16 protein-coding genes are annotated in these 18695 nt (G+C 71.3%); 2 read left to right on the top strand and 14 right to left on the bottom strand.

The features are described from left to right. The first annotated feature begins 3 nt into the window (after positions 1-3). Complete coding sequence (locus tag ABD292_RS44720; protein ID WP_344218739.1) at positions 4-1530, top strand: hypothetical protein; 1527 nt, start codon at positions 4-6, stop codon at positions 1528-1530. Positions 1531-1535: 5 nt separating this feature from the next. Here ABD292_RS44720 and ABD292_RS44715 read toward each other — a convergent pair whose 3' ends face one another. The 4 genes from ABD292_RS44715 to ABD292_RS44700 all read right to left on the bottom strand — a co-directional run bounded on the left by ABD292_RS44715 (position 1536) and on the right by ABD292_RS44700 (position 5667). Next, positions 1536-3059, bottom strand: a complete 1524-nt coding sequence (locus tag ABD292_RS44715; protein WP_344218737.1) for an acyl-CoA carboxylase subunit beta — start codon at positions 3057-3059, stop codon at positions 1536-1538. 70 nt (positions 3060-3129) lie between these two features. Then, entirely contained in the window at positions 3130-3522 is a 393-nt protein-coding gene (locus ABD292_RS44710) for a DUF3224 domain-containing protein (RefSeq protein WP_245775455.1), read from the bottom strand. A 36-nt stretch (positions 3523-3558) separates the two neighbouring features. Then, the gene (locus tag ABD292_RS44705; protein ID WP_344218734.1) at positions 3559-4341 is read right to left on the bottom strand and encodes an LLM class flavin-dependent oxidoreductase; all 783 of its coding nucleotides are present in this window, start codon (positions 4339-4341) and stop codon (positions 3559-3561) included. A gap of 111 nt (positions 4342-4452) precedes the next feature. Then, entirely contained in the window at positions 4453-5667 is a 1215-nt protein-coding gene (locus ABD292_RS44700) for an FAD-binding protein (RefSeq protein WP_344218732.1), read from the bottom strand. 80 nt (positions 5668-5747) lie between these two features. Between ABD292_RS44700 and ABD292_RS44695 the strand changes: the two genes are divergently transcribed. Continuing rightward, a complete protein-coding gene (locus ABD292_RS44695) occupies positions 5748-6092 on the top strand; it encodes a PLD nuclease N-terminal domain-containing protein (RefSeq protein WP_344218730.1) in 345 nt (114 codons plus the stop codon). Here the strand turns inward: ABD292_RS44695 and araA are convergent. From araA to ABD292_RS44645, 10 genes are all read right to left on the bottom strand, one after another. Beyond that, positions 6089-7546, bottom strand: a complete 1458-nt coding sequence (gene araA / locus ABD292_RS44690; protein ID WP_344218728.1) for an L-arabinose isomerase — start codon at positions 7544-7546, stop codon at positions 6089-6091. The genes ABD292_RS44695 and araA overlap by 4 nt on opposite strands. Beyond that, entirely contained in the window at positions 7543-8199 is a 657-nt protein-coding gene (locus tag ABD292_RS44685; RefSeq protein ID WP_344218726.1) for an L-ribulose-5-phosphate 4-epimerase, read from the bottom strand. The genes araA and ABD292_RS44685 overlap by 4 nt, the downstream gene beginning before the upstream one ends. Next, complete coding sequence (gene araB, locus ABD292_RS44680) at positions 8196-9860, bottom strand: ribulokinase (protein WP_344218724.1); 1665 nt, start codon at positions 9858-9860, stop codon at positions 8196-8198. Before araB ends, ABD292_RS44685 begins: the two co-directional genes overlap by 4 nt. A 5-nt stretch (positions 9861-9865) precedes the next feature. Further along, positions 9866-10900 (bottom strand): LacI family DNA-binding transcriptional regulator, encoded by a 1035-nt coding sequence (locus ABD292_RS44675; protein ID WP_344218722.1) that lies wholly within the window; start codon positions 10898-10900, stop codon positions 9866-9868. Between the two features lie 58 nt (positions 10901-10958). Further along, a complete protein-coding gene (gene mmsB / locus ABD292_RS44670) occupies positions 10959-12233 on the bottom strand; it encodes a multiple monosaccharide ABC transporter permease (protein ID WP_344218720.1) in 1275 nt (424 codons plus the stop codon). After that, on the bottom strand, positions 12230-13768 hold the full coding sequence (gene mmsA, locus ABD292_RS44665; protein WP_344218718.1) for a multiple monosaccharide ABC transporter ATP-binding protein: 1539 nt from the start codon (positions 13766-13768) through the stop codon (positions 12230-12232). The genes mmsB and mmsA overlap by 4 nt, the downstream gene beginning before the upstream one ends. A gap of 60 nt (positions 13769-13828) precedes the next feature. Beyond that, the gene (gene chvE / locus ABD292_RS44660; RefSeq protein ID WP_329592124.1) at positions 13829-14944 is read right to left on the bottom strand and encodes a multiple monosaccharide ABC transporter substrate-binding protein; all 1116 of its coding nucleotides are present in this window, start codon (positions 14942-14944) and stop codon (positions 13829-13831) included. A 207-nt stretch (positions 14945-15151) separates the two neighbouring features. Then, positions 15152-16135: a galactofuranose ABC transporter, permease protein YjfF gene (gene yjfF, locus ABD292_RS44655; protein WP_344218716.1), complete on the bottom strand. Its 984-nt coding sequence runs from the start codon at positions 16133-16135 to the stop codon at positions 15152-15154. After that, complete coding sequence (locus ABD292_RS44650; protein WP_344218714.1) at positions 16132-17157, bottom strand: ABC transporter permease; 1026 nt, start codon at positions 17155-17157, stop codon at positions 16132-16134. Before ABD292_RS44650 ends, yjfF begins: the two co-directional genes overlap by 4 nt. Next, complete coding sequence (locus ABD292_RS44645) at positions 17154-18665, bottom strand: sugar ABC transporter ATP-binding protein (protein ID WP_344218712.1); 1512 nt, start codon at positions 18663-18665, stop codon at positions 17154-17156. The genes ABD292_RS44650 and ABD292_RS44645 overlap by 4 nt, the downstream gene beginning before the upstream one ends. Between the last annotated feature and the right edge of the window lie 30 nt (positions 18666-18695).

The following is an 18695-nucleotide window of genomic DNA, read 5'->3' as shown; positions in this document are numbered from 1 at the left end:
GACGTGGTGTGGCTGCGACGCCTGCTCTACACGGACGTGGCCGGCGACCTGCTGCTCTGGGAACTCCTCGACGAGGTGTCCGACGTCGCGGAGTACGCCGCGAGCCGGGCCGTGTGGGCCGCCACCTTGGTCCTGCTGGTGCGGGCCCTCGGCGGGGTGTCGGCCCGGTTCCGGATCGTCGCACTCGGGCTCGGCCTGACCGGGGTCCTGGGCGCGGCGCTGCGGCCGTTCGCCGAGGTCCCGCTGCTGACGGCGTCGCTCCTGGTGGTGATGGCGACCCTCGGCTGCAAGGCGATGATCCTCGCCGGGCAGGGACGCGACGGGCGGTTCAGCGCCGTCACGATCGCCATCGGCTGGACCGCTCTCCTCGTCCCGCAGGTCCACACGCTGCTCCAGGTCGGACGGGACGCCTTCGACGGCCTGTCGCTCGCGGTGCACGCGCTCGACGGGCTGATCGTCGTGTGGGCGGCACGCACTGCGCACGAGCTCGCCGCGCCCCGGCAGGACGTCCCGACGCCGGGAACCGGGCGGAGGCCGCGGCTGCTCGCCGCCGCCGTCGTCCTGCTCGGGCTGCCGATCGTCGCGGTCGGCGCCGAGGGGGACGCCCGGCTCACCTACACGGCCGCGGACGAGGGCTGCCGCGACCGGCTCCGGCCCGCGGCCGGCCTCGGGCCCGAGGAGCGGCGGCGGTCGTTCCTCTGCCTGGCCAGGGGCTCGACGTTCGCGGCGGACACGATGTTCCCCGAGGACGTGGCCGACCAGCGCATCCTCGCCTACGGCTCCCAGGCGTGCGCGCTGGCCGGCGACCGCGAACGGCAGGAGCTGCACGAGCGGACGGGCGGCACGGCCGAGGCCATCGAGCTGGCCACGGCCCTGGAGTACCTGTGTCCCGGTATCGTCGCCCGGCAGAACGCCGAAGTCCGCCGCCAGCAGGCCGAGTACGACCGGCAGGAGACCGCCTGGAAGGCCGCGGCCAACGCCCGGTGCGCCGACCCCTGGCCCGGGGCGCGAGCCAGGCGGCAGGGCACGGCCGCGTACATGCTGTCGGAAGGCGGCGGCTACGCCGTCTTCGACGACGGCGACGACAGCGCGGGCGATCCCGGGAACATCTACGGCGACGGCGACGACGTCGCCGACATCTTCGACGCCGGCGAGGACGGGTTCATCGACGCCGTGGGCGGCACCGCCGCCATCGTGACGTCCGAGGAGAACGTGATGTGCCTGACGGTCAAGGCATTCGACCGCGCCCCGCCGCTCCGGCTCACCGGCTGGAAGCAGGTGGTCGAGGTGGGCCTGGCCAGCCGCAGCGGCCGCCTGGTCGTGCCGGTCTACCCTCAGGGCGGCGGCGGCGGGGCGGCCGGGCCGCTGCCTGACCTGGCCGTCGCCGGTCCCGGCCACTACCGGCTGCGCGTCCACGCCCGCACGCTGCCCTGGGACGAGGACGACCCCGACGCGCCGCGCGAGGAGCACCTGCTCGTCGTCTATCCCGGCCGCTCGACCGACAAGGTCGTGCACCGGCCGCGCGGCTGACCGGCTCAGGGGCGGGTGGTGGAGCGGGGGCCCGGTTCGAGGGCCGCGTAGGCGTCCTTCACCCAGTCGGTCAGCAGCGGGCGGGTGTCGGCGGGGTCGATGATGTCCTCGACCAGGAACGCCTCCGCCGTACGGAACGGCGAGCGCACCGCCTCCAGCCGCTCGGCGATCTCCGCCTTGAGCGCCGCCGCGTCCTCGCCCGCCTCGGCGAGCAGGCGCTTGAAGGCGACCTCCAGGCCGCCCTCGATCGGCAGCGAGCCCCAGTCGCCGGACGGCCAGGCCACCCGGAAGGTGTAGCGGTCGTGCGGCCGGTGTGCGGCCCCGGCGACGCCGAAGACGCGGCGGACCAGCACCGAGGCCCACGGGACCGTCGACTGGTAGACGGCGGCGAGCGCGCGGGCGCCGCGGCGGATCGTGCCGGCCCGCTCGGCGGCCGTGCCGATGACGAAGCCCGGCTGGTCCACCAGGTGCACCACCGGCAGGTGGAAGGTCTCGGCCAGGTCGACGAAGCGCGCCAGCTTGTCGGAGCCCTGAGCGGTCATGCCGCCGCCGTAGACGCGGGGATCGGAGGCGAGGACCGCCACGGGACGGCCGTCCAGGCGCGCCAAGGCGGTGATCACGGAGGGGGCGAAGCGGCGGCCGAGCTCCAGGACGCTGCCGGTGTCGAAGACCAGATCGAGCGCGCGGCGCGTGTCGTAGGGGCGGCGGCGCTCGCGCGGCACGAGCTCGCGCAGCTCGGGAGCGGTCCGGTCGGGCGCGTCGGCGGACGGCGTGACCGGGGGCGGCTGCCAGGCGTTCTGCGGCAGGTACGACAGCACCCGCCGGGTGAGCGCGAACGCCTCCTCCTCGGTGCCCGCGACCAGGTCGACCGTGCCGGCCGCGGCGGCGACCCGCCAGCCGCCGAGCTCCTCCTTGCCCACGCTCTCCCCCATCCCCGCCTCGACCACGGCGGGGCCGGCGATGAAGACCTGGGACAGCTCCTTCACCATGATCGAGACGTGCGAGGTGACCAGGCGGGCCGCGCCGAGCCCGGCCACCGGGCCGAGGGCCAGGGAGATCACCGGGATCCGGCCGAGGTTGGCCACCACCTGGTCCCACCCCGGGTTGTACGGGACGTAGGTGCGCCCGAACTCCTCCAGCTGCTTGACGCTGCCGCCGCCGCCCGTGCCGTCGATGAGCCGCACGAGCGGGACGCGCATTTCGCCCGCCATGCGCTCGGCCAGGATCTGCTTGTCGTGGATGGCGGCGTCGGCGGCCCCGCCGCGTACGGTGAAGTCGTCGCCGGAGACCACGATCCTGCGGCCGTCGAGGCGGGCCCGGCCGATGATGACGTTGGACGGCGTGAAGTCCGCACCGGCGGCCCGGCCGGTCAGCGCGCCGATCTCCTGCCAGGAGTCGGTCAGCGCGGCCAGCCGCTCGCGCACGGTGAGGCGGCCGGTGGCGTGCTGGCGGGCGACGCGCTCCTCGCCTCCCATGCGCTCGGCCAGCTCCCTGCGCCGGCGCAGCTCGGCGAGTTCGGGGTCCCACATGGCGTGACTCCTCCCGGCGGTTGGCGTACCGGCCGGTCGGTACACTACCGGGAGCCGCCCAGGAACGCCATCAAAGGGTGTAGTCGAAGGTGTAGGAGTGGCCGCCGTCGGGGCCGATGACGATCTGCATCTCGCCGCGCAGGCCGGTCAGCTCCCCGGTCGCCGAGTCCGGCACCACCGACACGCGCAGCGCGTGCGCGCCCCGGTCGCTGACCGCGTTGTGCTGGACGACGAAGCTGCCGGACCGGCCGTGCAGGGCGCCCTCGATGCGTTCCAGCGCCACGTACGAGCGGGAGTCCTCCACGGGGGTCGTGGCGATCATCAGCGTGACGAGGCTGGTGCCGGTGAGGTCGCCGTGGAAGGTCTTCGTCATGGTGACGAGGCCGAGCGTGACACCGTCGCGCTCCTCGTAGGGCTGCTTGGCGTCCCAGTTCGCGGTGTCGAAGGTTCCCTTTGCGGTCATGGCGTCCATGCTGGCGGACGTACCTGTCAGGTTCCGTCAGGTTCCGGCGAGGAGTTCGACGACGGGGGCGAACGCCTCCAGGCAGGCCGCGTTGACCGTGACGTACGACACCCCGAGCCGGTCCCTGCGGCGGCGCAGCACGTCAGCCATTTGCGCAGGCGTGCCGCGCAGCACGCCGGTGGCGTCGGGGCCGAGGGGGCCGAGCCAGGCGGGCGGCTCGGCGCCGGCGGCGGCCAGGTTCATGCCGAGCTCCAGGTCGTGGAAGCGGTCGCCGGCCAGCTCGTACAGCTCGTCGAGCTTGGCCGCCACCTGCTCCTCCGTGGCGTGCGGCGGGACGCCGAGCGCGACCGTGTCCGCCCTGGCGGCGGCCAGCCGCAGCAGCCGGGTGCCGGAGGCGGCGACGAGGATCGGCACGTCCTTCGCCTCCGCGGCGACCGCGTCGATCGTGTCGGCGAGCCTGCGCACCCGCGCGCCGGCCGGGCCGAAGGGCAGGCCCAGCTCGGCGGCGTCGTGCGCGGCGTCCGGCCTGCCGGCGCCGAGGCCCAGCTCGAAGCGCCCGCCGGACAGCTCCCGCAGCGTCGCGGCCTCCCAGGCGACGGCGCGCGGCGTGCGGTTGGCGACGCTCAGCACGTACGTCCCCACCCGCAGCCTGCTGGTGACCGCGGCCGCCGCGGCGGCGGCGCTGAACGGCGAGAACGTGCCGAGCGTGTCGGGCACCAGCAGCGTGGCGTAGCCGAGGTCCTCGGCCCGCCGGGCCAGGCCGGACCAGTCGGGGGCTCGTCCGGCGACCGCGCCGAACCTGAAGGGGTGATCGCTCATGCCTCTGACGATCGCCTACGGGCGGCCCCGGCACATCGTCCCCGCGACCGGTGGGCGGCTACGCCCGTGGACGCAGCCCGCGCCCGGCGGGCTACTCCCCGCGCGGTAGGGCTACTCCCCCAGCAGGCGGCCGGTGAAGTCGTTGGCGAACTTGCCCTTGGGGTCCAGCCGCGCGGCCAGCGACCGGAACCGCTCCGGGCAGGAGGGCCACCGGGTGAACAGCTTGCCCCAGTGCGGCCGCGGCTCGTACGGCGCCAGCGTCTCCTCCACCAGCTCCAGCACGGGCCGCACGCCCTCCGGGTCCTTGAGCCAGGTGAAGTGGATGCCGACGCTGTCGCGCCCGTGGAAGGGGCTGAGCCACAGGTCGTCGGCGGCCACGGTGCGCACCTCGGAGATGTGCAGCACCGGCCGGATGCGCTCGCCGATGGCGAACAGCGCACGCAGCGCCTCGACCGCGTGCTCGCGCGGCAGGATGAGCTCCGACTGCAGCTCGTCGCCCGCGCCGCTGGGCTCGAAGTCGGCGCGGAAATGCGGCAGCCGCTCGTGCCAGGGGCCGGGCACGCCGAGCTGCGTGGTGCAGGGGTCGGCGGGCATGCCGGGCAGCGGGTGGCGGGGGCCGTCGGCGGGGCGGGTGCCGTACCAGTCGGCGGGCAGGTCGGACGGCTCGCCGGTGCGCTTGAGCCAGACGCGGGTCTCGCGCCAGTCGGTGAAGAGGCTGACGCTGTAGCCGGCGGCCATGATGTCGTCGAAGTGGGCCAGCGCCTCGACCGGCAGGCCCTCGCGGACGTACTGGCGCACCTCGAAGGCGGGCACCACGTCGAGGGTGAGCGAGGTGACGACGCCGAGCGCGCCCAGCGCCACCACCGCGCCGGGGAAGTCGGCGTCGCCGCGGGCGAGGGTGAGCGTCGAGCCGTCGGCGGTGACGAGGTCGAGCGAGGAGACGGCGGCGGCGAGGCTCGGGATGGCGTCGCCCGAGCCGTGGGTGCCGGTCGCGACCGAACCCGCGACGGAGATGTGCGGCAGCGAGGCCAGGTTGGCCAGCGCGAGGCCGTGGGCGTCGAGCTGCCGGGCGAGCCGCGCGTACGTCGTGCGCGCCGGCACCCGGACCCGGGCGGCGGCGCTGTCGATCTCGACGGCGTCCGGCATCCGGTCGAGGACGACGAGGTCGCCCGTGGTGTCGGCGACGTCGTTGAACGAGTGCCCGCTCCCGAGCGCCCGTACGCGGGTGCTGTCCGCGACGAGCCGGCGCAGTTCGTCAAGTGAGGAGGGGTGATGGACGTCACTTGCCCGGAATGCGGTGTTTCCCGCCCAATTGCTCAGCGTCACGGCCTTACCTTCCCACAGCCACCGCTTGTCAGCCCGGTCAGGTGCCGCTAGTTTCGTCTGGCCGCTGACGGAGGTGCGCCGTGCTTTACCTGTACGAGGCCATAAGCCTGGTCACGCTCGTGTTGTGGCTCTACTGCCTGTTCGACGTGATCACCACGCCGGAGCCGCTCTGCCGCAACCTGCCCAAGATCCTGTGGCTGGTGATCGTTTTCCTCGCGCCGCTCGTCGGCTCGCTCGTGTGGCTGCTGGCCGGCCGCCCGGAGCGGCGGGCGCCGGCGCCGCCGAGCGCCTTCCCCGAGTACGACCGCCCCGGCCGCTTCGCCGCCACCAGCCCCGATGACGACGAGGAGTTCCTGCGCCGCTGCCGCGAACGCGCCGAGGAGCAGCGCAGGAACGCCCCGAAGAGACCCGCCGAGGACGGTTAGAAGCCCTGGGCCAGGCGGTAGTACGCCTGGTTCCAGCGCAGCTCCTTGGCGAACCGCTCGGTCGTGGTGTCGGCGTCGATGAACACCAGCTCCACGCCCAACATCTCGGCCAGGTCCGTCAGCTCCTCGCGGGTGACCGCCATGGTGAGCACCGTGTGGTGCGGCGCGCCCGCGGTGAGCCACGACTCGGTGGACGTACGCAGGTTCGGACGGGGCTGCCACACCGCGCGGGCCACGGGCAGCTTCGGCAGCGGCTGCGGCGGCGCCACGACGTCGATCTCGTTGGCGACCAGGCGGAACCGGTCGCCCATGTCGGCCAGGCCGACCACGATGCCGGGGCCGGGAGCGGCGTCGAACACCAGCCGCACCGGGTCCTCCCTGCCGCCGATGCCGAGCGGGTGGATCTCGCAGGACGGCGTGTCCGCGGCGATCGACGGGCAGACCTCCAGCATGTGCGCGCCCAGGATCAGCTCGTTGCCGGGCGTGAGGTCGTAGGTGTAGTCCTCCATGAAGGACGTGCCGCCCGACGGGGCCATCGACTTCAGCGTGCGCAGCAGCACCGACGTCTTCCAGTCGCCCTCGCCGCCGAAGCCGTAGCCGTCGGCCATGAGGCGCTGCACGGCCAGGCCGGGAAGCTGGCGCAGGCCGCCGAGGTCCTCGAAGTTCGTGGTGAAGGCCCGGTAGCCGCCGGCCTCCAGGAAGCCGCGCAGGCCCAGCTCGATCCTGGCCGCGTAGCGCAGCGACTCGCTCCGGTCGCCGAGCAGCTCGGGGACCACCCGGTACTGCTCCTCGTACTCCTTGACCAGCGCGGCCACGTCCGCGTCGGAGGCCGCGTCCACGGCCTCCACCAGGTCGTTGACGCCGTAGGTGTTGACCGAGACGCCGAAGCGCAGCTGCGCCTCGACCTTGTCGCCCTCGGTGACGGCCACGTCGCGCATGTTGTCGCCGAACCGCACCAGCTTGAGCTGGCGCACCTCGGCGAGGCCCGTGGCGGCGCGCGCCCACGCCTCGATGCGCCCGCCCACGGCCGGGTCGCTGACGTGCCCGGCCACGGTCTTGCGCGGCACGCCGAGCCGGGTCTGCACGAACCCGAACTCGCGGTCGCCGTGCGCGGCCTGGTTGAGGTTCATGAAGTCCATGTCGATGGTGCTCCACGGGAGCTCGACATTGGCCTGGGTGTGCAGGTGCAGCAGCGGCTTGCGCAGCGCGTCGAGCCCGGCGATCCACATCTTGGCCGGGGAGAAGGTGTGCATCCAGGCGATCACGCCGGCGCACGAGTCGTCCGCGTTGGCCTCCAGCATCACGCGCCGGATCGCGGCGGCGTCCGTGAGCACGGGCTTCCACTCGACCGGGACGGGCAGCTGCTCGGCGATGCGCTGGGACTGCTCGGCCACCTGGCGGAGCGTGTCCTCGCCGTACAGCCCCTGGCTGCCGGTCAGAAACCAGATCTTCAACGCGGGCTCCTCTGTCCGTAGACGTTCTGGTAACGGTCGTACAGGCGGTCGATGTCGTCCTGGGCGATGGGCAGGGGGTCGCCGAGCTGGCGGGCCACGTGCACGGTACGGGCCACGTCCTCGCACATCACGGCGGCCTTCACCGCCGCCTTGGCGTCCTTGCCGATGGTGAACACGCCGTGGTTCTGCATGAGGACCGCCTTGGAGCGGTGGCCCTTGAGCGTCTCGACGATGCCCTGCCCGATCGAGTCGTCGCCGATCAGCGCGAACGGGCCGACGGGGATCTCGCCGCCGAACTCGTCGGCCATGGCGGTGAGCACGCACGGGATCGCCTCGCCGCGGGCGGCCCAGGCCGAGGCGTACGTCGAGTGGGTGTGCACGACGCCGCCGACCTCGGGCATGTTGCGGTAGACGTAGGCGTGCGCGGCGGTGTCGCTGGAGGGGGCGTGCTCGCCCTCGACCAGGTTGCCGTCGAGGTCGCACACCACCATGTTCTCCGGGGTCAGCTCGTCGTAGGAGACGCCGGAGGGCTTGATGACGAACAGGTCCTCGCCGGGGACGCGGCCGGAGACGTTGCCGGCCGTCCACACGACGAGGTCGTAACGCACGAGCTCGGCGTGCAGCTCGGCGACTACTTTGCGGGGGTCGGTCATGCCTGGGCCTCGTTCCTGATGGCGCGCAGCGTGTGGAGCATGCGGCCGTCTCCGAAGAAGTCGTGGAGCCTGCGGTACTCGGCGTAGAGCCGGTCGTAGGCGTCGGCGCGGTCCGGGTCCGGCGTGTACGCCGCCTCGGTCCGCTTGCCCATGGCCGCCGCCGCCTCCTCGATGCCCGGGTAGGCGCCGGCGGCGACCGCGGCGTGGATGGCCGAGCCGAGCGCGGGCCCCTGGTCGGAGCCGATCACCGACAGCGGCCGGCGCAGCACGTCGGCGTAGATCTGCATGAGGAAGGGGTTCTTCAGCAGCCCGCCGGCGACGACGAACTCCTCGACCGGCACGCCGGCCCGCTCGAACGTCTCGACGATCATGCGGGCGCCGTACGCGGTGGACTCGATGAGCGCGCGGTAGACGTCCTCCGGCCGCGTGGCCAGGGTCTGGCCGACGATGACGCCGGAGAGGTTGTGGTCCACGAGCACCGAGCGGTTGCCGCCGAACCAGTCGAGCGCCACCAGGCCGTGCTCACCGACCTTCTGCTTCTCGGCGAGCGCGGTCAGCTCCTCGTGGCCGAGGCCGCAGCTGTCGACGTACCAGGCGAAGATGTCGCCGACCGCCGACTGTCCCGCCTCGTAGCCCCACAGGCCGGGGACGATGCCGTCGCGGACGACGCCGCACATGCCGGGCACCTCGGCGAGCCGGTCGCTGGGCATGATGTGGCAGGTGGAGGTGCCCATGATGGCGACCATCTGGCCGGGACGCACGGCGTCCGCGGCGGCGGCCGTGACATGCGCGTCCACGTTGCCGACGGCGACCGCGATGCCCTCGGGCAGGCCGGTCCAGCCGGCCGCCTCGGCGCCCAGCCGGCCGGCCAGGCCGCCGAGCGGGGCGAGCGTGACGCCGTTCTCGTCGGCGCCGACCTTTCCGGTGGCGAGCTTGTCCACGAACCCGGCGAAGCCGGGGTTGAGCTCGGCGAGGAACTCCTTCGACGGGTAGGCGCCGTCCTGGAAGACGCCCTTGTAGCCGGCGGTGCAGATGTTGCGGCTCTCGACGCCGGTGAGCTGCCAGATGATCCAGTCGGCGGCCTCGATCCAGCGCTCGGCCCGCGCGTAGACGTCGGGGGCCTCCTCCAGGACCTGCAACGCCTTGGCGAACTCCCACTCGGAGGAGATCTTGCCGCCGTAGCGCGGCAGCCAGCTCTCGCCGCGGCGCGCGGCCAGCTCGTTGATGCGGTCGGCGTGCGGCTGGGCGGCGTGGTGCTTCCACAGCTTGGGCCAGGCGTGCGGCAGCTCGGGGGTCTCGACGCAGAGCGGCGTGCCGTCGGCCGTGGCCGGCAGCACGGTGCAGGCGGTGAAGTCGGTGCCGATGCCGACGACCTGCTCGGCGGGCACGCCGGCGGCGGCGAGCGCGGCGGGCACCGCGCTCTTCAGCACCTCCAGCCAGTCCTGCGGCGCCTGCAGCGCCCAGTCGGGGCCGAGCCGCACACCGGAGCCGGGCAGCTCGCGCTCGATGACGCGGTGGGCGTACTCGTGGACGGCGCTGCCGAGCTCCGCGCCGTCGCCGACCCGGACGACGACCGCGCGTCCGGACAGCGTGCCGAAGTCGACTCCTACCACATAAGTGTTAGCGTTCACATTGCTCTCCAGGGGGAATTCCGGTGGCATGCCCATCATCTACCGGCAGAACGTCCGCGTGCGCGGGCCGTGCTGGAACGCACCACCAGGCGGGGCGGCACGACCAGGCGCCCGCGCGCGCCGCGCCCGCCTTCGACCTGCCGCAGCAGCACCTCGATGCAGTGCCGGCCCACCACGTCGAAGTCCTGCCTGACCGTGGTCAACGGCGGCGAGAAGAACTCCGACTCCGGGATGTCGTCGAAGCCCACCACGCTGATCTGCTCCGGCACCCGCACGCCCCCTTCGCTGAGGGCGCGCAGCACCCCGAGCGCCATCTGGTCGTTGGCCGCGAAGACCGCGGTGACGCCGTCCATCGCGGCGAGGCTGCGCCCCGCCTCGTAGCCGGCCCGCGGGCTCCAGTCGCCGGTCAGCGGCTCGGGCGCGGGCCGGCCCGCCTCCGCCAGAGCGGTCCGCCAGCCCGCCAGCCGGCCCTCGGTCTCCAGCCAGTCGGACGGGCCGCTGACGTGCCAGACGGTCTCGTGGCCCAGCTCCAGCAGGTGGCGGGTGGCGAGCCTGGCGCCCTCGGCCTGGTCGATGCAGACCACCGGGATGTCGTCCCGGTGCGAGCCGCCCTCGACCGCGACCGCCGGCATCCCGGACGGCAGGCTCTCCAGCGCCTGGGCGGCCGAGCGCTGCGGCGCGACCACCACGACCCCGTCCACGCCCTGCTCGGCCAGGTAGTCGATGGCGTCGCGGACGCTGGCCGCGTCGATCGACTTCAGGCTCACGATGCTGACGAAGTAGCCCGCGGTCCGCGCCGCCTGCTCGATGCCGTACACCGTGCTGGCCGGGCCGTACAGCGTGGTGTCGAAGCTCACCACGCCGAGCGTCCGCGACCGCTTGGTCACCAGGGCGCGGGCGACCAGGTTGCGCCGGTAGCCCAGCCGGGTGATCGCCGCCTCCACCCGCGCCCGGGTGTCGGCCCGGACGTTCGGATGGTCGTTGAGCACCCGGGACACCGTCTGGTGCGACACGCCCGCCTCCTTGGCCACGTCGGCCATGACCGGCAGACGGCGCTTGGATGCCGTCACGGGCGTCTCCTCTCGCTGGCGCTCGGGGTCGCGGACAAGATCACGGACAGGGTCGTGCTCAGCGCGTTCCGCCCGCCCGGCGCTTGGTCCAGACGTCGAACGCGACCGCCGCCAGGAGCACCGCGCCCTTGACGAGCATGACCCGCTCGCTGGGCGAGCCGATCAGCGACATGCCGTTGTTGATGACCGCCATGATCAGGCCGCCGGTGATCGCGCCGGCCACCTTGCCGACGCCGCCCTGCACGGCCGCGCCGCCGATGAACGCCGCCGCGATGGCGTCCAGCTCGAAGCTGTTGCCCGCCGTCGGACCGGCCTGGTTGAGCCGGCCGGCGAAGATGATGCCGGCGATCGCCGACAGCACGCCCATGTTGACGAAGATCCAGAAGACGACCGACTTGACCTTGACGCCGGACATGACCGCCGCCTGGAGGTTGCCGCCGATGGCGTAGATCTGGCGGCCGAAGACCGTGCGGCCGGCCAGCATCGAGTAGCCGAGCACCAGCACCGCGAGCAGCACGAGCACCCACGGCAGGTTCTTGAACCTGGCGAGCTGCACGACCAGGAAGAGGATCACCGCGGCGCCGGCCGTCATCTTGAGCGCGAACAGGGCCATCGGCTCGACGGACTGGCCGTAGCCCTTGCGGGCGTTGCGGGTGCGGAGCTGGGAGATCACCATGCCGGCGATCGCGATCAGGCCGATCAGCAGGCTGAACAGGTCGGCGCCGCCGAGCGGGCCGAGGCCGATGTTGCCGAGGTAGCCGTTGGTGAAGCCGTTGGCCAGGGTGCGGACCTGGTCGGGGAACGGGCCGATGCCCTGGTTGCCCAGCACCGTGAGGGTCAGCGCCCGGAACAGCAGCATGCCGGCCAGCGTCACGATGAACGCCGGGATGCCGAAGTAGGCGATCCAGTAGCCCTGCCACGCGCCGATGAGCGCGCCCGCGACCAGCGTGATCAGCAGGGCGAGCGGCCAGGCCACGCCCATGTTGACCATGAGCACGGCGGCCAGCGCTCCGGTCACGGCCACCACCGAGCCGACCGACAGGTCGATGTGCCCGGCGATGATGACGAGGATCATCCCGATCGCGAGGATCAGGACGTAGGAGTTCTGGACGATGATGTTCGAGATGTTCTGCGGCTGCAGCAGCGCGCCGTCGGTGAGCACCGAGAACAGCACGATGATGAGCGCGAACGCGATGTAGATGCCGCTGGAGCGCAGGTTCAGCGACACCCCGCCGAGCGACACCCTGCCCGGCCGGCGTGGTCCTTCCCCGTCGACGCCCTTCGCGCCGGTAGCCGTGCCGGCGGGCACGTCCGCGGGCGTGATGCTGCTCATGAGAGCTTCTCCTGTCCCTTGGTCATGAGGTACATGAGCCGTTCCTGGGTGGCGTCCTCGCGCGCCACCTCCCCGGTGATGCGACCCTCGGAAAGCGTGTAGATGCGGTCGCACAGGCCGAGCAGCTCAGGCAACTCACTGGAGATCACCAGCACGGCCTTGCCCTGGTCGGCGAGGCGGTTGATGATCGTGTAGATCTCGTACTTGGCACCGACGTCGATGCCGCGGGTGGGCTCGTCGAGGATCAGCACGTCCGGCTCGGTGAGGATCCACTTGGAGAGCACGACCTTCTGCTGGTTCCCGCCGCTCAGCTTTCCGACCACGCTGTTCACGGTGGGCGCCTTGATGTTCATGCTCTTGTGGAAGCCCTCGGCGACCTTGTACTCCTCGTTCTCGTTGACCCAGCCTCGCCTGGCCAGGCCCTTGAGCCCGGCCGCGCTGATGTTGCGCTTGATGTCGTCGATGAGGTTGAGGCCGTACCGCTTGCGGTCCTCGGTCGCGTACGCGATGCCGTGCCTGATCGCGTCCTGGACGTTGCGGATCACGACCGGCTTGCCGTCCTTGAAGATCCTGCCGGAGATGTTGACCCCGTAGGTCCGCCCGAAGACGCTCATCGCCAGCTCGGTGCGGCCGGCGCCCATCAGCCCGGCCAGGCCCACGATCTCGCCGCGGCGCACGGTGAGCCCGGCGCCGTCGACGACCTTGCGGCCGGGCTGGCTCGGGCTGTGGACGGTCCAGTCCTCGATGCGCAGCACCTCCTCGCCGATCGACGGCTCGTGCGGCGGGAAGCGGTTGTCCAGCGCGCGGCCGACCATGCCCGAGATGATGCGGTCCTCGGTCACGTCGTCGGTCGCCATGTCGAGCGTCTCGATCGTGCGGCCGTCGCGGATGATCGTGACGGAGTCGGCGATCGCGGTGACCTCGTTGAGCTTGTGGGAGATGATCACACAGGTGATGCCCTCCTCCCGCAGGCCGCGCAGCAGGTCCAGCAGGTGCGCGGAGTCGTCGTCGTTGAGCGCCGCGGTCGGCTCGTCGAGGATGAGGAGCTTGACCTCCTTCGACAGCGCCTTGGCGATCTCCACGAGCTGCTGCTTGCCCACGCCGATGTCGTAGATCGGGGTGGTCGGGTTCTCGCGCAGGCCGACCCGCTTCATCAGCGCGGCGGCCTCGTAGTTGGTGCGGTTCCAGTCGATGATCCCGCGCTTGGCGCGCTCGTTGCCGAGGAAGATGTTCTCCGCGATCGACAGCTGCGGGCTGAGTGCCAGCTCCTGGTGGATGATGACGATGCCGGCGTGCTCGCTGTCGCGGATGCCGCCGAACTCGACCCGCTCGCCCTCGAAGACGATCTCGCCCTCGTACGTGCCGTGCGGGTAGACCCCGGACAGCACCTTCATCAGCGTCGACTTGCCGGCGCCGTTCTCGCCGCAGATGGCGTGGATCTCGCCCCGCCGGACGGACAGGTTGACGTCCTGGAGCGCCTTGACGCCGGGGAAGGTCTTGGTGATCCCGACCATCCGCAAGATGTGCTCGGTCATATGCCCCTCGCTCAGCTCAGGGAAGCCCCCGGGGACGCGCGGTCCCCGGGGGCAGGGCCCTTACTGGAGCTGGTCCTCGGTGTAGTAGTTGCCGCCGACGATGATCTCCTTGTAGTTGGACTTGTCGACGATCACCGGGTCGAGCAGGTACGACGGGACGACCTTGTTGCCGTTGTCGTAGTCCTTGGTGTTGTTGACCTCGGGCTGGCCGCCCTTCAGCACGGCGTCGGCCATCTTCACCGTCTGCTCGGCGAGCTTGCGGGTGTCCTTGAAGATCGTGGAGTACTGCTCGTCGGCGATGATGGACTTGACCGAGGCGAGCTCGGCGTCCTGGCCGGTCACGATCGGGTAGGGCTGGCCGCTGGTGCCGTAGCCGGAGCTCTTGAGCGCCGACAGGATGCCGATGGACAGACCGTCGTACGGCGAGAGCACGCCGTCGACCTTGGCGCTGCCGTAGGTGCTGGTGAGGATGTCCTCCATGCGCTTCTGGGCCGTCGCCGGGTCCCAGCGCAGGATGGCGGCCTGCTTGAAGTCGGTCTGCTTGCTCTTCACGACGATGGTGCCGTCGTCGATCTTCGGCTGGAGCACCGACATGGCGCCGTTCCAGAAGAACGTGGCGTTGTTGTCGTCGGGGGAGCCGCCGAACAGCTCGACGTTGAACGGGCCCTTCTTGCCGTCCTCGACGCCGAGGCCCTTGAGCAGCGAGGTGGCCTGCTGCACGCCGACCTTGAAGTTGTCGAAGGTGGCGTAGTAGTCCACGTTGGGGCTGTTGCGGATCAGCCGGTCGTAGGCGATGACCGGGATCTTGTTGTCAGCGGCCTGCTGGAGCTGCGAGGTGATCGCGGTGCCGTCGATCGAGGCGATGATCAGGAGCTTGGCGCCCTTGGTGATCTGGTTCTCGATCTGGTTGGCCTGGGTGGGGATGTCGTTCTCCGCGTACTGGAGGTCGACCTTGTAGCCCAGCTTCTCCAGCGCCGACTTGACGTTGTCGCCGTCGTGGATCCAGCGCTCCGACGACTTGGTCGGCATCGTCACGCCGATCAGCGCCCCGGCGCCGCCGGCGGCGGAGGACGCGGAGGCCTCGGCGTCGACCGTCTTCTGGCTGGAGCCACAGGCCGTCATGGTCGCGGCGAGAGCGATGGCAGAGACCACGCCCCCGATCCGTCCCAACCTCATGTCATCTCCTTGCGATGGGGGTCGCGGCAGCGCTGGACGCGGCGGCCGCCGGTGTAGAAGATCAGTTCGTCGCGTGAGAACGTGACGAAGCAGAACAAACTTCGCGTTCGTTTCCGCCGATTGTTATCGCTAACAAAGACTATGTCAACGCTCGGGCATCACCTGCCGGAAACATTCAGGTAACACCCAAGCGCGCGTTCTCCCAGTTCAGCGCCTGGACCGCCCGGAGAACGGGCGTTGCAGGAGGATGAACACGAAGAGCAACAGTCCGATAAAGATCTTGGTCCACCAGGAGTTCAATGTGCCCTCGAAACTGATGATCGTCTGAATCAGCCCGAGCACCAGCACCCCGAGCACGGTGCCGAGCAGGAACCCGGTGCCGCCGGTGAGCAGCGTGCCGCCGATCACCACGGCCGCGATCGCGTCGAGCTCCATGCCCACCGCGTGCAGGCCGTAGCCGGAGAGCATGTAGAACGACAGCAGCACGCCGCCGAGCGCCGAGCAGAACCCGCTGACCGTGTACACCGTGATCTTCGTACGGGCCACCGGCAACCCCATGAGCAGCGCCGACTGCTCGTTGCCGCCCGTCGCGTAGACCGACCGGCCGAAGCGCGTGTAGTGCAGCACGTACGCCGCCACCGCCACCACGACCAGCGCGATGACCACGCTCGGCGAGATCCACAGATCGGCGAACAGGTCGATCCTGGTCTGCGCGAACGCCGTGAACGTGGCGTCCCTGATCGGGATCGAGTCGGTCCCGATCGTGTAGCAGAGCCCGCGGGCCAGGAACATGCCCGCCAGCGTCACGATGAACGGCTGGATGTCGAAGGACTGGATGATCCAGCCCATCACCAGCCCGAGCCCCGACCCGATGAGCAGCACCAGCGGCACCACCACGTACGGCGGCCACCCCGGCCCCTCCATCAGGCTCGCCGCGATCATCGTCGACAGCGCCACCACCGAGCCCACCGACAGGTCTATGCCGCCGGTCAGGATCACGAACGTCATCCCCACCGCCACGACCAGCAGGAAGGCGTTGTCGATGAAGACGTTGAGCACGACCTGCCCGCTGGCGAACCCCTCGTAGCGGATCCCGCCCGCCACGAACATCGCCACGAACAGGCACCCGGTCACCAGGACCGGCAGGTACTTCACCGGGACGGAGGCCCGCCCGAACGTCAGCGCGGTCACGCCGTGCCTCCTCGGCCTGCCAAGACTCTCTCCTCCGGGGTCGGTTCCGCGGGCGCCGCCCGGCCGCGGCGGCGGAACGCCTTGGCGCGGAAGGACGGGGACTGGATGAGGCAGACGGCCGTCACGACCAGCGCCTTGAACAGCAGCGTGGTCTCCGGCGGCACGCCGATCGAGTAGATCGTCGTGGTCAGCGTCTGGATGATCAGCGCGCCCAGCACCGTGCCGGACAGCGAGAACCGGCCGCCCGCCAGCGAGGTCCCGCCGATCACCACGGCGAGGATCGCGTCGAGCTCGATCCACAGGCCGGCGTTGTTGCCGTCGGCGCTGGAGACGTTCGAGCTGATCATCAGCCCGGCCACGCCCGCGCACAGAGCCGCGAAGGCGTAGACCATGATGACGATCCCGCGCGAGCGGATGCCGGCCAGCCGGCTGGCCTCGGCGTTCCCGCCCACCGCCTCGATGAGCATGCCGAGCGCGAGCCGCCGGGTCAGGAACGCGGTGATCGCCAGCACGGCGATCACCACGAGGATGCCGAACGGCACGGTCAGCCAGTAGCCGCCGCCGATCACCTTGTACGCCGGGTCGTTGATCGTGATGATCTGCCCGTCGGTGATGAGCTGCGCGAGGCCCCGCCCGGCCACCATGAGGATCAGCGTGGCGATGATCGGCTGGATGCCGACCGCGGCCACCAGGAACCCGTTCCAGGCCCCCAGCACCAGGCACAGCCCGAGCGCCGCGGCCACGGCCGTGGTCACCCCGGCGTCCTCGCTGATCTGGAGGCAGGCGAGCGCGCCGGAGATCGCCACCACCGAGCCCACCGACAGGTCGATGCCGCCGGTGGCGATGACCAGGGTCATGCCGATCGAGACCAGGATCAGCGGCGCGCCGAAGCGCAGGATGTCGATCAGGCTGCCGTACAGGTGACCGTCCCTGACCTGGACGGAGAAGAAGCTCGGCGTGTAGAAGATGTTGAGCGCCAGCAGCAGCACGAGGACCACCACCGGCCACAGCAGGCGTCTCATGACACTCGCCCTCCGCTGGCGATCGTCTCCAGCAGCACGTCGGTGGTCAAGGTCTCGTCGTTGGGCAGCTCGGCCACCAGGCGGCGGTCGCGCAACACCTCGACCTTGTGGCTGAGCCGCAGCACCTCCTCCAGCTCGGCGGAGATGAACAGCACCGCCATGCCGCCGTCCGACAGCTCGGCCACCAGCCGCTGGATCTCGGTCTTGGCCCCGACGTCGATGCCGCGGGTGGGCTCGTCGAGGATGAGCAGCCGGGGTTCGAGGATGAGCCAGCGGGCCAGCACCACCTTCTGCTGGTTGCCGCCGCTCAGGTTGCGCACCGGGATCTCGGGGTTGGGCGGGCTGATGCGCAGCGCCTTGACGTACTTGCCGACCAGGTCGTCCTGCGTCTCACGGGGCACCGGACGGGTCCAGCCGCGGGTGGCCTGGAGCGCCAGCACGATGTTCTCGCGGACGGTGAGGTCCGGGACGAGCCCGTCCTCCTTGCGGTTCTCCGAGCAGAACGCGATGCGGTGCGTCATGGCCGCGCGCGGGGTGCGCAGCGACGTGGTCACGCCGCCGATCGCGAGCTCGCCGGAGCCCGCGTGGTCGGCCCCGAACAGCAGCCGGGCGACCTCGGTGCGGCCCGAGCCGAGCAGCCCGGCGAGGCCGACGACCTCGCCCTCGTGGATGGTCAGGCTGAACGGCTCGATCGCCCCGGGCCGGCCGAGCCCGCGCGCCTCGACCAGGGGGCGGTCGAAGGTCTTGGCCTCGCCGTGCAGGCGTTCCAGCGCGGCCAGCTCCTGGCCGATCATCTTGGACACGAGCTGGACCTGGCTGAGCTCGCTGGTCGGGTACTCGCCGACCAGCCGGCCGTTGCGCAGGATCGTCATGCGGTCGGAGATCTCGTAGATCTGGTCGAGGAAGTGGGAGACGAAGAGGATCGCGATCCCCTCCTCCTTGAGCCGCCGCATCACCCGGAAGAGCTGCTGGACCTCGTCGGCGTCGAGGCTGGAGGTCGGCTCGTCGAGGATGAGCACGCGGGCGTCGATGTCCACGGCCCGCGCGATGGCCACCATCTGCTGGACGGCCAGCGAGTAGACCGACAGCGGCGCCGAGACGTCGAGCCGGACGTCGAGCCGGGCGAGCAGCTCGGCGGCGCGGGCGCGCATGCGCTTCCAGTGGATGCGCCCCCGGCGGCGCGGCTCGCGGCCGAGCAGGATGTTCTCGGCCACCGAGAGGTTGGGGCAGAGGTTGACCTCCTGGTAGACCGTGCTGATGCCGGCCTGCTGCGCCTCCAGCGGGCTGCCGAAGGTGACGGTCCGGCCGGCCAGCACGATGGTGCCCGCGTCGGCGGGGTGCACGCCCGTGAGCACCTTGATGAGAGTGGACTTGCCCGCGCCGTTCTCGCCCATGAGCGCGTGCACCTCGCCGGGGAGCAGCCGCAGGTCCACGTCGTCGAGGGCCTTCACCCCCGGGAACTGTTTGCCGATCCCGCTCATCGTCAGGACCGGCGCGGGTACTGCCATGGAGCCTCCAGATGAAGACCGGGCCGGCGG

The sequence above is a fragment of the Nonomuraea bangladeshensis genome, from assembly GCF_039529455.1.
Taxonomy (GTDB): domain Bacteria; phylum Actinomycetota; class Actinomycetes; order Streptosporangiales; family Streptosporangiaceae; genus Nonomuraea; species Nonomuraea bangladeshensis.
Note: the sequence above shows the minus strand (reverse complement) of the source record. Positions and strands in the feature narration are given on the sequence as shown.